This window comes from Erwinia sp. MYb375 (assembly GCF_037479175.1).
GTDB lineage: Bacteria > Pseudomonadota > Gammaproteobacteria > Enterobacterales > Enterobacteriaceae > Erwinia > Erwinia rhapontici.
On sequence record NZ_JBBGZS010000018.1, the window covers coordinates 18,490 to 33,148 of the forward strand.

Here is a 14,659-nt window from a genome sequence, read left to right on the forward strand (position 1 = left end):
CGCCTTGTATCTGTTTGAAAGCCTCAATCAGCTGATTGAAAAATACTTGCCTGAGGAGCAAATTAAGCGCCTCAAGCAAGCTTATCTTGTCGCACGTGATGCTCACGAGGGACAGACACGCTCCAGCGGTGAGCCTTATATCACCCACCCGGTCGCCGTGGCCTGCATCCTGGCTGAAATGAAGCTCGACCATGAAACACTGATGGCCGCACTTCTGCACGATGTTATCGAAGACACCCCCGCCACTTACCAGGATATGGAACAGCTGTTCGGTCAGACGGTTGCTGAACTGGTTGAAGGGGTTTCTAAGCTTGATAAACTGAAGTTCCGCGACAAAAAAGAAGCGCAGGCTGAAAACTTCCGCAAGATGATCATGGCGATGGTGCAAGATATCCGCGTCATTTTGATCAAGCTGGCCGACCGCACGCATAATATGCGCACCCTGGGTGCGCTGCGTCCGGACAAAAAACGCCGTATTGCGCAAGAAACACTCGAGATTTATAGCCCACTGGCACACCGCCTGGGTATACACCACCTGAAAACCGAGCTGGAAGAACTGGGCTTCGAAGCCCTGTATCCGAACCGCTATCGCGTGATTAAAGAGGTGGTGAAAGCCGCGCGTGGCAACCGTAAAGAGATGATTCAGAAAATCCTCTCTGAAATTGACGGCCGCCTCGAAGAAGCGGGAATTACCCGCCGAGTCAGCGGTCGCGAGAAGCATCTCTATTCCATCTACTGCAAAATGCACCTGAAAGAACAACGGTTCCATTCGATTATGGATATCTACGCTTTCCGGGTGATCGTGCGTGATGTGGATACCTGCTACCGCGTGCTGGGCCAGATGCACAGTTTATATAAACCGCGCCCAGGCCGGGTAAAAGACTACATCGCCATTCCTAAAGCCAACGGCTATCAATCCCTGCACACCTCAATGATCGGTCCTCACGGCGTCCCGGTTGAAGTGCAGATCCGTACTGAAGATATGGATCAGATGGCAGAGATGGGGGTAGCGGCGCACTGGGCTTATAAAGAACAGGGCGAAAGCAGCACCACCGCACAAATCCGCGCACAGCGTTGGTTGCAGAGCCTGCTGGAACTGCAACAAAGTGCCGGTAGCTCCTTTGAATTTATTGAGAGCGTGAAATCCGATCTGTTCCCGGATGAGATTTACGTTTTCACCCCAGAAGGGCGTATTGTCGAATTGCCCGCGGGTGCCACACCGGTAGACTTTGCCTACGCCGTTCACACCGACATTGGCCATGCCTGCGTCGGTGCACGCGTTGACCGCCAGCCTTATCCCCTGTCGCAGTCCCTGACCAGCGGCCAGACCGTGGAAATCATTACTGCACCAGGCGCGCGTCCGAACGCCGCCTGGCTGAACTTTGTCGTCAGCTCCAAAGCACGCGCCAAAATCCGTCAGTTGCTGAAAAACCTTAAGCGTGATGACTCCGTCAGCCTCGGCCGTCGTCTGCTTAATCATGCGCTGGGTGGCAGCCGTAAACTGGCAGAGATCCCTGAAGCTAACGTCCAGCATGAGCTGGAGCGCATGAAGATGGCGTCTCTTGACGACCTGCTGGCTGAAATCGGTCTGGGTAACGCAATGAGTGTGGTCGTGGCGAAAAACCTGCAACAAAGCGACCAGAATGCTCCGGCCACCAGCACATCAACAACCAGCGGTACGCGTAGCAAGCTGCCGATCAAAGGGGCTGATGGCGTATTAATCACGTTTGCCAAGTGCTGCCGTCCGATCCCCGGCGACCCGATTGTTGCTCACGTCAGTCCCGGCAAAGGTTTGGTCGTGCACCATGAATCCTGCCGTAATATCCGTGGTTACCAGAAAGAGCCCGAAAAATACATGGCGGTCGAGTGGGACAAGGTCACCGAGCAGGAGTTTGTGGCTGAAATTAAAGTGGATATGTTTAACCACCAGGGCGCACTGGCCAATCTGACTGCGGCGATCAATACCGCCGCTTCCAATATTCAGAGCCTGAACACCGAAGAGAAGGATGGTCGTGTGTACAGCGCCTTTATCCGTCTGACGGCGCGCGATCGTGTTCATCTGGCGAATATCATGCGTAAAATCCGCGTGATGCCGGATGTGATCAAGGTGCACCGCAATCGCAATTAAGGGAATGACGGAGCAAACCTCCGTCTTTTCCTGCTCCCCGATCGCCGGTCTGACGGAATGACTTATTTTTAGGGAGTCTACTTCGCATGAATGCTCAACGTTATGCCCGCATCCGCGCAATGCTTGCCGCCCGTCAGCACGATCTGACAGTGTGTATGGAGCAGGTGCATAAACCTCATAACGTTTCGGCGGTGATCCGTACTGCTGATGCCGTTGGCGTACATGAAGTCCACGCGGTGTGGCCAGGGAGCCGTATGCGCACCATGGTCTCTTCCGCTGCGGGCAGCAACAGCTGGGTGCAGGTTAAAACCCACCGCACAATCGCCGACGCCGTCACACACCTGAAAGACCAGAACATGCAAATTCTGGCGACCAATATTTCCGATAAAGCCGTCGATTTTCGTGAAATCGACTACACCCGCCCGACCTGTATTCTGATGGGGCAGGAAAAAACAGGCATCACCCAGGAAGCACTCGATCTCGCCGATCAGGACATCATCATTCCGATGATTGGGATGGTGCAATCACTGAATGTGTCCGTTGCCTCTGCATTGATCCTCTATGAGGCCCAGCGCCAGCGGCAAAACGCCGGCATGTATCTGCGCGCAGAGAGCACGCTGGAATACAGTGAACAGCAGCGCCTGCTGTTTGAAGGTGGCTACCCGGTGCTGGCCCGCGTGGCAAAACATAAAGGGCTGCCCTACCCGGAAATCAACGATCGGGGTGAAGTCGTTGCCGACCCGGAATGGTGGGCCACAATGCAGTCCCGGGCGCGTAAATAATGCAGGGCCGCCTGCTGGATGCAGTGCCGCTTAACACGCTATCAGGCGTGGGTGCCAGCCAGGCGGCGAAACTGGCCAAACTGGGCCTGCTGACCGTGCAGGATTTGCTGTTACACCTGCCAATGCGCTATGAAGATCGTACCCAACTGTATGCGATTAACGACCTGCTGCCGGGGATTTATGCCACGGTCGAAGGTGAAGTCCTGCATACCGATATCTCATTTGGCCGCCGCCGAATGCTGACCTGTCAGATCAGCGATGGCAGCGGTGTGCTTACCCTGCGCTTTTTTAACTTCAATGCAGGAATGAAAAACAGCCTCGCGACCGGGCGGCGCGTCACCGCTTACGGTGAGATTAAACGGGGTCAACGCGGTGCCGAAATCATCCATCCCGAATATAAGGTGCAGGGCGATCACAGCGTCACTGAGCTTCAGGAAACGCTGACACCGGTTTACTCCACCACCGAAGGTATACGCCAGGCCACGCTACGCAACCTGACCGATCAGGCATTAACCCTGCTGGACACCTGTGCGATCGCTGAGCTGCTGCCGCCAGAACTGAGCCAGGGGTTAATCAGCCTGCCCCATGCGTTACGAACCCTGCACCGTCCGCCGCCCGATATGGCGCTGACCGATCTCGACAGCGGTACCCATCCGGCGCAGCGACGTCTGATTATGGAAGAACTGCTGGCGCATAACCTCAGCATGCTGGCAGTGCGTGCCGGGGCGCAGCGCTATCATGCGCTGCCGATGGAGGCCCGCCACAATCTGAGTGAAAAACTGCTGGCGGCGCTGCCCTTCAAACCCACCCACGCACAGGCACGCGTGGTACGCGAGATCGAAACTGACCTTGCCCACGATTATCCGATGATGCGCCTGGTACAGGGTGATGTTGGCTCAGGTAAAACGCTGGTCGCCGCACTGGCTGCGTTGAATGTGATTGCTTATGGCAAGCAGGTGGCGCTGATGGCACCGACCGAGCTATTAGCCGAACAGCACGCGAATAATTTCCGTCAGTGGTTTGCGCCACTGGGGCTGGAAGTGGGTTGGCTGGCAGGAAAGCAGAAAGGTAAGGCGCGCATCGCACAACAGGAAGCCATTGCCAGCGGTCAGGTGTCAATGGTTGTCGGTACCCACGCCATCTTCCAGGAACAGGTACAGTTTAACGGCCTTGCGCTGGTGATTATCGATGAGCAACATCGCTTTGGCGTCCACCAGCGTCTGGCGCTTTGGGAAAAAGGTGAGGAGCAGGGCTTCCATCCGCATCAGTTGATCATGACAGCCACCCCCATCCCCCGAACCCTGGCAATGACCGCCTATGCCGATCTGGATACCTCCACCATTGACGAACTGCCCCCCGCCAGAACGCCGGTGACAACGGTCGCCATCCCGGACACGCGCCGCGCCGATATCATAGCGCGAGTGAAAGGCGCCTGCGGCAGCGAAGGTCGCCAGGCCTACTGGGTCTGTACGCTGATTGAAGAATCCGAGTTGCTGGAAGCGCAGGCGGCCGAGGCCACCTGGGAAGAACTGAAGCTGGCCCTACCTGAGCTGAACATCGGGCTGGTGCATGGCCGTATGAAGTCCCAGGACAAACAGGCCGTCATGCTGGCGTTTAAACAGGGTGAGATCCACCTGCTGATTGCGACTACCGTGATTGAGGTTGGGGTGGACGTTCCCAATGCCAGCCTGATGATTATTGAAAATCCTGAACGCCTGGGTCTCGCACAGCTTCACCAGTTACGCGGGCGCGTAGGGCGTGGTGCTGTCGCCTCTCATTGTGTTCTGCTGTACAAAGCCCCATTAAGCAAAACCGCTCAAAAGCGCTTACAGGTGTTACGCGACAGCAACGATGGGTTTGTCATTGCCCAGTGCGATCTCGAAATTCGCGGCCCCGGTGAGCTACTCGGGACGCGTCAAACCGGTAATGCCGAGTTTAAAGTGGCCGACCTGCTACGTGACCAGGCAATGATCCCTGAAGTTCAGCGCGTGGCACGCCATATTCATCAGCACTATCCGGAGCAGGCAGTCGCCCTGATTGAACGCTGGCTACCGGAAACCGAACGCTATACCAACGCCTGATCATGAATGTTTTAGATTCCTGTTCGTCACGTTGGCAAACGATTGCTTTTACGCAAAAGAAGATTAAAATCGCCACTTTATTGCCCCGGGAAGCCTGAAGATGTCCGTTGAAACCCAAGATGCTGCCGCCGACCGTAGCCCTGTTGCTACCGGCAAAAGCGAACTGATTTACCGCCTTGAAGATCGTCCGCCGTTACCGCAAACCCTGTTTGCAGCCTGTCAGCATCTGCTGGCGATGTTTGTTGCCGTGATTACTCCGGCACTGCTGATTTGCCAGGCACTTGGCCTGCCTGCGCAGGATACGCAGCATATTATCAGTATGTCCCTCTTTGCTTCCGGCGTGGCATCCATCCTGCAAATCAAAACCTGGGGACCGGTGGGTTCCGGTCTGTTGTCGATTCAGGGCACCAGCTTCAATTTTGTTACACCACTGATTATGGGTGGTCTGGCGTTGAAAAACGGCGGCACTGACGTCCCAACGATGATGGCAGCCCTGTTCGGCACGCTGATGCTGGCATCTTGTACAGAGATGGCACTGTCACGCGTACTGCATCTGGCACGTCGTGTTATTACTCCGCTGGTTTCCGGTATTGTCGTGATGATTATCGGCCTGTCGTTGATCCAGGTCGGTCTGACCTCTATCGGTGGGGGGTTTGCCGCGATGAACGATCACACCTTTGGCGCGCCGAAAAATCTGTTGCTGGCAGGTGCTGTGCTGGCGGTGATTATTCTGCTGAATCGCCAGCGTAACGCTTATCTGCGCGTTGCATCGCTGGTGATTGCGATGGCAGTCGGTTATCTGCTGGCCTGGGCAATGGGCATGCTGCCGGAAAACACGGCCCCGGCAAATACCGCGCTGATCGCCATTCCTACTCCGTTTTATTATGGGTTAGGCATCGACTGGAACTTACTGATCCCACTGATGCTGGTGTTTATGGTGACCTCGCTGGAAACCATTGGTGATATCACCGCCACTTCTGATGTCTCCGAACAACCGGTCAGCGGCCCGCTGTATATGAAGCGTCTGAAAGGCGGCGTGTTGGCCAACGGCCTTAACTCGTTTGTTTCGGCATTGTTTAATACCTTCCCCAATTCGTGCTTCGGGCAGAATAACGGCGTGATCCAGTTAACTGGCGTGGCCAGCCGCTATGTCGGCTTTGTCGTGTCATTAATGCTGATCGTGCTCGGTCTGTTCCCGGCGGTCAGTGGCTTTGTGCAGCATATTCCTGAGCCTGTCCTCGGCGGTGCCACCATCGTGATGTTCGGTACCATTGCCGCTTCAGGCGTGCGGATTGTGTCACGCGAGCCGCTGAACCGCCGTGCGATTATGATCATCGCACTATCGTTAGCTGTCGGTCTGGGCGTCTCTCAGCAGCCGCTGATTTTACAATTTGCCCCTGACTGGCTGAAAACGCTGCTCTCTTCCGGTATTGCCGCAGGCGGTATCACTGCCATCATTCTGAATCTGGTTTTCCCGCAGGAAAAATAAACCTTTCTCTGTCCCGGCTTCGGGCGGATTAATTCCGCCCGAAGCCGGGACAGGTTGAGATACGGCGATAAATCAGGCATAACAATCCATTACCAGAATTCATAGGGATGGATGTGATGAAGTTCTTCGGCAAAGTATTACTCACCCTGCTGCTCATGCTGCTGCTGGTGATAGTCACCGTCTATGTGCTGCTGCAAACCCAGTGGGGTGCAGGCTGGATTGGCCGTCAGGTCAGTGCCGACAGTGACTATCAGCTATCACTCAGTAAGATGGAGCATGACTTTTCCGATCCCAGCCATCTGCTGTTAAACAATGTCTCCTTCGGCCGTAAAGGCCAGCCCGCAACACTGGTGGCTAAACGCGTCAATCTCGGGCTTGGGCTAATCCAGTTCAGTAATCCACTCCATTTCGCCAGCATTCGTCTTGAGCAGGGAACACTCAACCTCAGCGAAAAGAGCGCGCCGCTTTCATTACAAGCCGACCGCCTGCTGCTGAGCAAGATGGCGTTAAACCGCAACCAGGGTGGGTGGCCGTTACAGGCGCAACGGGTTGACGGCGGGGTGATGCCATGGAAACCGGAAGCCGGTAAGGTGCTCGGCAACGAGGCCAGCTTCCAGATGAGTGCAGGTTCGCTAACGTTGCAGGGCATTCCCGCCTCCAACGTGTTGATTCAGGGCAGTCTGAAAGGACAGCAGCTTATCCTCAGTAATCTGGGTGCCGATGTGGCACTGGGATCCGTCACCGCCAGCGCACAGCGCGATGTGAAAGGCGTCTGGCAGGTATCCAATCTACGTCTGAATAGCATCCGTCTTCAGAGTGATAAAAACCTTAGCGATTTCATACAGCCCCTGCGCGCACTGCCGGCGGTGCACTTTGATCGTGTTGACGTGACCGATGCGCGCCTTGAAGGGCAAGACTGGGCTGTCACCGATCTCGACCTGACCTTAAAAGATCTGAGCATCAGTCACGGCGACTGGGAAAGTGATAACGGCTCACTGTCGATGAATGCCAGCAGTTTTGTGAATGGCAGCATGCAGTTGAACGATCCGATTGCCAATATGGACTTCACCGCGCAGGGCGTGACGCTCACGCAGTTCAGCTCTCGCTGGGTCAACGGCCTGGTGCGGGCGCAGGGAAACTGGACGCGCAGCGACAAAAAACTGACGCTGGATGAACTGGTCATCGCCGGGCTGGAATATACCCTGCCGCTGAACTGGCGTGATCACTGGATGCAACCTCTGCCCTCCTGGCTTGCAAGCGTTGAGGTAATCAAATTCAGCGCTAACCGCAACCTGATTATCGATATCAATCCGGACTTCCCATTCCAGATGACGTCACTGGACGGTACGGGCAACCATCTGCTGATGGCTCGTCAACATCAGTGGGGAATCTGGTCAGGCGATCTGAGCGTCAATGCCGCCGAAGCCACGTTTAACCGTGTCGACCTGCGCCATCCCTCGCTGGCACTCAACGCCGGGGATAACAGCATCAACGTGACGGAGATGAGTGCTTTCAGCCATGAAGGTATGCTGGAGGGCCTGGCCACGGTCAGCCAGCAACCGCAACGTGCGCTATCCTTGACCCTGAGTGGCCGTCAGGTGCCCGTGAATGTGTTACATGACTGGGGCTGGCCACAGGTGCCACTGCAGGGTAACGGCAATCTCCAGCTGAAATTACAGGGCAGTCTGTCGGCGGCACAATCACTGAAATCGTCTGCTAATGGCGCGCTGACAGTGACGGCAGGCGATAAATCGGTGCAACAGACCATGCAGGCAGGCCAGCTCGCTGGCGCGCAGTAATTCTCGTTCGGGGCAATATCTGCCCCGTCCGGGCTTCGCAACCTCTCGCGGGTAAGGTATAGTCCGCTTTTTTACGGGGGAACTATGCTGACTAACTCATCCATTCGTCTTAACAAATACATTGGCGAGAGCGGTATCTGTTCTCGCCGCGATGCCGATCGTTACATCGAACAGGGAAATGTTTTTATTAACGGCAAGCGTGCCTCGGTGGGCGATCAGGTCTTTGCCGGCGATGTGGTGAAAGTGAACGGTCAGCTTATTGAACCGCGTAACGAAGACGATCTGGTGCTGATTGCACTGAACAAGCCTGTCGGTATCGTTAGCACCACGGAAGATGGAGAGCGCGACAACATCGTTGATTTCGTTAACCACAGCAAGCGCGTCTTCCCTATTGGCCGCCTGGACAAAGACTCTCAGGGATTGATCTTACTAACCAACCACGGCGATCTGGTCAATAAGATCCTCCGGGCCGGTAACGACCACGAAAAAGAGTACATCGTGACCGTCAACAAGCCGGTTACCGAAGAGTTTATTCGCGGTCTGGGCGCAGGCGTGCCAATGCTCGGTACGGTGACCAAAAAATGTAAAGTGAAGAAAGAAGCTCCGTTTGTCTTTCGCATTACACTGGTACAGGGACTAAACCGTCAGATTCGCCGTATGGCCGAGCACTTTGGCTACGAGGTCACCAAGCTGGAACGTGTTCGTATTATGAACATCAGCCTGAAGGGGGTGCCGCCGGGAGAATGGCGCGACCTGACCGACGATGAACTGGTCGCGTTATTTAAACTGATTGAGGATTCGTCCTCAGAAGATAAATCCGCGAAGAAAGCTCCGGCAAAAAAAACGACCGCGAAAAAGCCGGTATCAGGCGGGGCGAAATCCGCCGATAAAGCCCCTTCCAGTCCGGCGGGTCGCAAACGTTTTGACCAGCCAGGCCGTAAGAAAAAGGGCCGCTAAGGCCACTCTGAGAGTCATTGCCGAAGACACGCTCAGGTCTTGTTGCCCAAAGACCTGAGTGTTATCACTGGTAATTTAGGGTGTAACGGGCCGAGGCGGTAAACGGGCCGTAATAAATTTCTCTTTTATGCAGTGCGTCAGGCTCCCCTTCCAGATAAGCCGTAAAACCCAGGTTCATATTACCAGTAGAGAGCCGGGTTAACGGCGTCGCTTTATTCAGCTCAACGGACTGACCATTCTGTAGCTTCAGGCCGATCGCGACCCCCGCAGCACCTCCCCCCGACACAGGATGTATCGTCAGATGGTTGGATAATTCACTGTTCTCCTCGCCGCTAAAGGTCACCGTGACCGAATCGTAAACGGCCGTTGTGCAGTTGACCAACCGGATTGAAAAGGGAACCGGCGTAGACGTTTTATTCAGATAAAAATCTTTAACAGACACGTGTTTAAAGTCTACCAGTATTTTTTCACTGCCTGGCGCAACGCTGCACGGTTGAGAAACCACCGTACCGTGAAAATGAACACTTGTGCCGGTGAGTTCAGCACCCAATGCACTGCCGGTTAAAAGCGGGTATAAAGCCCCAAAAAGTAAGTAGCGAAAAGTCACCATCATTACGCCCTAATTGAACGACGCCACAATGCTGGCGCTGGAACTGAACTCGCCTTCGGGAATATCCGTTCCCGGCTTAGCAATCGGAGCCGCCGTTAGATCCCAGCGCCCGCGGCCAGCACTAAAACTGTCGATTGTCGAAAAGGTATTGGGTTTAACCACCTCATTATTTTTGTTGCGAATAACAATGCCCAAATCTTTACGATTCACCGTTCCTGTGGTCCCCAAATAGTTCCTGTTGAAGCCTGCGGTCCCCGAACCTGCCGGCTGGACACCTAATTTAACAGCCAGTGTTCCGCTATCGAAGCTTCCACCGGAACACGCTACCTCGATGGAAAGAGGTTTTTTATAATTCTCACCATTCAACTGGGCGCTGGTGCTGCCAACGGGGCCAAACTCGATAGAAATGGGCGTTCCTTTATTAATCACACACTTATCCGGCACTGTTATAATGCCTAACTCCAGGACGACCCTTGACAGGGCTTTGGTAGTCGGTACCGGGCCATTTCCTAATCTTCCATAAAGCTCTATCGCTTCCAGCTTATTCACATTCATTCCATTAACGATAGGCCTGGTGGTCTTAAAAATCACTCGTCCACTATTACCGGTTCCCACTGAAAACCCCAGAGCTGAATATGGCGGAACACATTTTACTTTCATAGGATAATTATTAGACACATTAGTAAAGGGCACGGAAACATAAGCATTATAATTTCCCGAAATATACATCTCCACCTTTACATCAAAATAGTCATTTAGGAAAAGATACCCTGGATTCACTGTTGATGAAGGCATCTTCGTTCTACTCGTATAATATACCGAATCATTTACTTCTATCTCTTTAGAACAGTGAGTATTAGCACGATAGTCTTGACTAACACTCCAACTAGTACTTATTGTAGCACCAGGGGTGTTATTTGTAATATCCAGAGATTTCAATGGAATATTGAACTGATAGGTACCGTGTACATTTGAGATTTCGCCATCCCTGAAAGACCAGGCAGGATGAAAGAAAGGCACAACTGTCACCAGCATCACGACCTTATTAATAATATTTTTTTTAAAATTTCTCGTAACACCTGATACTGACTTTTCCACCTGTAAATACCCCCATCTTGATATACAGCATAATCAGATATTGCCCTGCACTGGTATGACGCTTGGTCGCTTCAAGCGATGCTAGCAACGTACTCTGGTTCACGTGCGTCATTTCTGCTGAATTATTTGGGCTGCTGATCCGAAGGTAATGCTTTACACACATTCAGATCACAACCATAACGGATATCGGGGTGACCGCCATAATCATTGACGTACATCATCTTAAAACCGCTCACGCTGCTGTCTGAAAGAGTGATATCAACCGATGATTTTGGCGCAATCATGATGCCAGGAAACGTGGTCAGTTTCTCACCTGTTTTATTGGCAACATCTCTTGTCAGACCAATGAGCGTAATGTAATAAGGGGTTGGATTTTCTGCGACCATTTTTTTCCCTTGTTTACGAAAGACAATCTGGTCTTGCCATACGGCCCCTTGTATTTTAGGAATAACAGACGCCGGGCGATAGAACAGTTTTATACGCGATTGCATAGAAAGCATCAGGACATTGGCTCTCGTTGATTTCGGTGGGATTTCTCTGACGTTGAGATAGAAAATAGTTTCCCGGTCCTGAGGTAATGCATCAATACCTGTGGTTTTGGTCACACGTATTACCCCTTTCTCGTTGCCATTAATTCTCTGTAATGCTGGCAAAACCAGTAAGGGCGACGTTATTTTTTTCCCAGTAGCATCTTCAACCCATGACTGAGCCAGAAATGGCACGTCAGGGCTGGTGTTAATTAAATTAGCACTTGCTGATTGACTGTCTCCGTTGAGAATTAATCGGGTGCGGTCAAGAGAAATACCCGCCATGGCGGTACTTATCCCTGCCGTACTTAACATTGCCACTGTAGCCGTTTTTTTAAAAATTGATGCGATGTTCATATGGATACTTTCACTGTATAAAATTAATTTACTGGCAGGGCATTAAAATCTGCACCTGATCACGAGTCACTTTCTGAGGAACGACAATGTAACACTGCGTTATTCCTTCCCAGACCGTTGATAACTTCTCATTAGGTTTAACCCCGGAAATATAGGCAATGCCGTTGTCCATAATCATGGAGACGTTCACACCATCGCTGTTAAATATCTCTGCACCAAACGGCGGATAACTACCGTCGCTTAAACGAATCACTGCCAGCAGTTTTTCCCCCTGAGCAGCATTAAAACGTTCATAGCCAATCGCCCCTTCTGTCAGCGTATTGGTGGAAATTGCACGGCTAATTTCAATATCATCATCCATCGCATCAACATCGACACGTGTATCAAAACTACTGTAGCTGACGACATCAGGAACGATACCAATACCAAAATAGTTCGTTTTTACCGTCTTATCATTGAGCGGTATACCGGCGATCCCACCGGTATCCACCATGATACGGGCGGTATCCAGTGTGCTGCTGCTGTTGTGAAGCGCAGCACCATAGCGTGTTGCCGTCAGACCACCCCGGGCGGTCCCCCCAACGGAGACAAAGCGATCCTGTTGATAACTAATATTGGTGTCAATTTGCGCCATTTGGGCACGATGCTGGTAATAGCCATCCACTGCAGCTTTACCGTCACTGCCAACCCCTGTACGCATACGCCAGAGATTGTTGTAATCACTGCTGTCACTGTACGATGCCATTTGCGTATTTTTTTTTCCCTGCGTCTGCATCTCATATCCTGCCCAGCGGCTGTTACCGATCGGCACTGAGAACATAAGCGCTAAACTGTCATCCTTGCGCCCCTGGTAAATTGAACGGTAGAAGGACAGATTGGCTGAAATGCCATCAATATTGGCAAGACGAAACGCTCGTCCCACAGAAAAGCTGTAACGGTCTTGCCCGGTCTGATCCCAGTAATTCTGATGCGTATAGGTCAGATAGACGGTGGTTCTTAAATCGGGATTATCCATCCACAGGGTCTTGTTAGCCGTAATCGTGTACATCTCTTTCTCGCGGCCATAGCGGTCGCGGCTCCGATTACGCTCATCGAGATACTGAGACAAGGTCCTGAATTTTTTCTGAGAAAAACGATAGCCCGCAAAAGTGATACTACTGTTGTACTCATCAAACGTTTTCGCATAACTCAACTGGAACGACATCCCTTGCTGGGCACTGTCCCCAGGCAATTTACTTATCGACTGTGTGACATCTGCTGATAACGCACCCAGCATATCCATGTCTCGTCCCAGCCCTAAGGACCATGCGTTATAGTTACGTCCGGTTAACAACGCACCTCCGTACAATGACCAGGTGTTACTTGCCCCCCATGAGAAATCACCGGTAAAGAAACCCGGACCTTCCAGTTTATGGTTGTACTGCGACGGCCGACCCACGGAGGTGTTGTAACGGATATATCCCGGACGAGTCAGATAAGGGATATTGGCCGTGTTAACCTGAAAAGTGGTGATACTGCCGTCCTGCTCTTCGACTTTCACATCAAGAGCACCACGCACCGCACTGTTTAAATCCTGAATATTAAACGGGCCTGCAGGTACCGTGGTTTCATAAATGATACGGTCATTCTGGCTTACCGTGACTTTGGCACTGCTCTTGGCAATACCATGGATCTGCGGCGCATAACCCTGAAGATTAGGCGGCAACATGCGCTCATCGCTGGCAAGATTGAGCCCGGTGAAACGCACCGAGTTAAACACCTGGGAGTTAAGGTATATTTCACCCACAGTGAGCTTTGCAGCCTGCATCGGCAAAGGCAGATAAGCGTAAATCTGGTTCCAGTCAAAACGCTTCCTGTGATCGTCAGGGGAATAACTTCCCTGATATTCAGCACGAAAGCGCCACGCTCCCAGGTTAGCGCCAACCTGACCATACGCGGAAACATCACTGCTGGTACTCTGTGGTCTTATTTGACGAGACGTTTGTCCGCTTACGCTATAGTCCAGCAGGATACCAGGCACACCATGATCCCAGCGTTCCGGCGGGACCCAGTCCGGATCTGAATATTTCATCCACGCCTGAGGAATGGTGATATCCAGCATACCATCGTGGTTTTCCACAGTGACATTGGGGATAGTGGTAATATCCAAGCAGTGATTATTGATTTTACGGATAAGCTTAAATGCATCCTCTTTAAGAGCAAGTGAATTCACTACATCATCGGTTAAACAGGCAAGGCTGGTTTTCTCATTCTCTGGCGACAAGATATATGTTATTTTTAATCGGTTAAAAACCTTACCATTTATTTTAAGATCGAGAAGATAGGTCGCAGGTGAAACGAAATTGGTTTCAGAAAATCGACTTAAATCAACATTACTACGGTCAGATGCATCCAACGCATCGACACTAAACTCAACAGAATCATTTTCAGCATAAACGTAGCGAACAAATAAGCAGAGCGTTAAATTGACAATTAACAATCTCCGCTTGTTTTTTAGGTAAAAAAACATCCGATATTCCTTCCCTGTCGTACAGGGAGGTATATTTGTAAAAAATCCATCTATTTTTTTACAAATAGTCCATAAAGAAATTTACATTTGCATAAAAATCACTAGCTTTAATTTTTCTTCTGTCAGAGATTAGTAAGTCAGTAAATTTTTCTCATCATGACCATTGACTATATGATAGTCAGATGCAGGCTCTCATGACGTTACCTAAAAAATGGTGAACGACGGCTCCGAGAAGCACCGATAAACGTCATATTCGCGCGTTGGTAAGGTATACCTGGGTGGGTCATGCATTCCAGATAACACCTGGTCAACTTGGTGGTAA

10 protein-coding genes are annotated in these 14,659 nt (G+C 51.8%); 6 read left to right on the top strand and 4 right to left on the bottom strand.

All coding sequences use genetic code 11. The features are described from left to right. Nucleotides 1-4 precede the first annotated feature (4 nt). The 6 genes from spoT to rluF all read left to right on the top strand — a co-directional run bounded on the left by spoT (nucleotide 5) and on the right by rluF (nucleotide 9,236). Nucleotides 5-2,128: a bifunctional GTP diphosphokinase/guanosine-3',5'-bis pyrophosphate 3'-pyrophosphohydrolase gene (gene spoT / locus WH279_RS10645; RefSeq protein ID WP_133846463.1), complete on the top strand. Its 2,124-nt coding sequence runs from the start codon at nucleotides 5-7 to the stop codon at nucleotides 2,126-2,128. An 86-nt stretch (nucleotides 2,129-2,214) separates the two neighbouring features. After that, nucleotides 2,215-2,910: a tRNA (guanosine(18)-2'-O)-methyltransferase TrmH gene (gene trmH / locus WH279_RS10650; RefSeq protein WP_339456453.1), complete on the top strand. Its 696-nt coding sequence runs from the start codon at nucleotides 2,215-2,217 to the stop codon at nucleotides 2,908-2,910. Next, nucleotides 2,910-4,991, top strand: a complete 2,082-nt coding sequence (recG, locus tag WH279_RS10655) for an ATP-dependent DNA helicase RecG (RefSeq protein WP_339456455.1) — start codon at nucleotides 2,910-2,912, stop codon at nucleotides 4,989-4,991. The genes trmH and recG overlap by 1 nt, the downstream gene beginning before the upstream one ends. 100 nt (nucleotides 4,992-5,091) lie before the next feature. Further along, a complete protein-coding gene (locus WH279_RS10660) occupies nucleotides 5,092-6,480 on the top strand; it encodes a nucleobase:cation symporter-2 family protein (RefSeq protein WP_339456456.1) in 1,389 nt (462 codons plus the stop codon). A 116-nt stretch (nucleotides 6,481-6,596) separates the two neighbouring features. Further along, the gene (locus tag WH279_RS10665) at nucleotides 6,597-8,279 is read left to right on the top strand and encodes an AsmA family protein (protein WP_339456491.1); all 1,683 of its coding nucleotides are present in this window, start codon (nucleotides 6,597-6,599) and stop codon (nucleotides 8,277-8,279) included. Nucleotides 8,280-8,363: 84 nt separating this feature from the next. Then, the gene (gene rluF / locus WH279_RS10670) at nucleotides 8,364-9,236 is read left to right on the top strand and encodes a 23S rRNA pseudouridine(2604) synthase RluF (RefSeq protein ID WP_339456458.1); all 873 of its coding nucleotides are present in this window, start codon (nucleotides 8,364-8,366) and stop codon (nucleotides 9,234-9,236) included. A gap of 64 nt (nucleotides 9,237-9,300) precedes the next feature. Here the strand turns inward: rluF and WH279_RS10675 are convergent, their stop codons facing one another. The 4 genes from WH279_RS10675 to WH279_RS10690 all read right to left on the bottom strand — a co-directional run bounded on the left by WH279_RS10675 (nucleotide 9,301) and on the right by WH279_RS10690 (nucleotide 14,337). Further along, nucleotides 9,301-9,849, bottom strand: coding sequence for a fimbrial protein (locus WH279_RS10675; RefSeq protein WP_339456459.1), 549 nt, complete (start codon nucleotides 9,847-9,849; stop codon nucleotides 9,301-9,303). Nucleotides 9,850-9,855: 6 nt separating this feature from the next. Further along, complete coding sequence (locus WH279_RS10680; protein ID WP_339456461.1) at nucleotides 9,856-10,944, bottom strand: fimbrial protein; 1,089 nt, start codon at nucleotides 10,942-10,944, stop codon at nucleotides 9,856-9,858. Between the two features lie 122 nt (nucleotides 10,945-11,066). Beyond that, nucleotides 11,067-11,828 carry a fimbrial biogenesis chaperone gene (locus WH279_RS10685; protein ID WP_339456463.1) on the bottom strand — a complete coding sequence of 254 codons (762 nt, stop codon included), beginning with the start codon at nucleotides 11,826-11,828 and terminating at the stop codon, nucleotides 11,067-11,069. Nucleotides 11,829-11,856: 28 nt separating this feature from the next. After that, nucleotides 11,857-14,337 (bottom strand): fimbria/pilus outer membrane usher protein, encoded by a 2,481-nt coding sequence (locus tag WH279_RS10690; RefSeq protein ID WP_339456465.1) that lies wholly within the window; start codon nucleotides 14,335-14,337, stop codon nucleotides 11,857-11,859. Nucleotides 14,338-14,659: the final 322 nt, after the last annotated feature.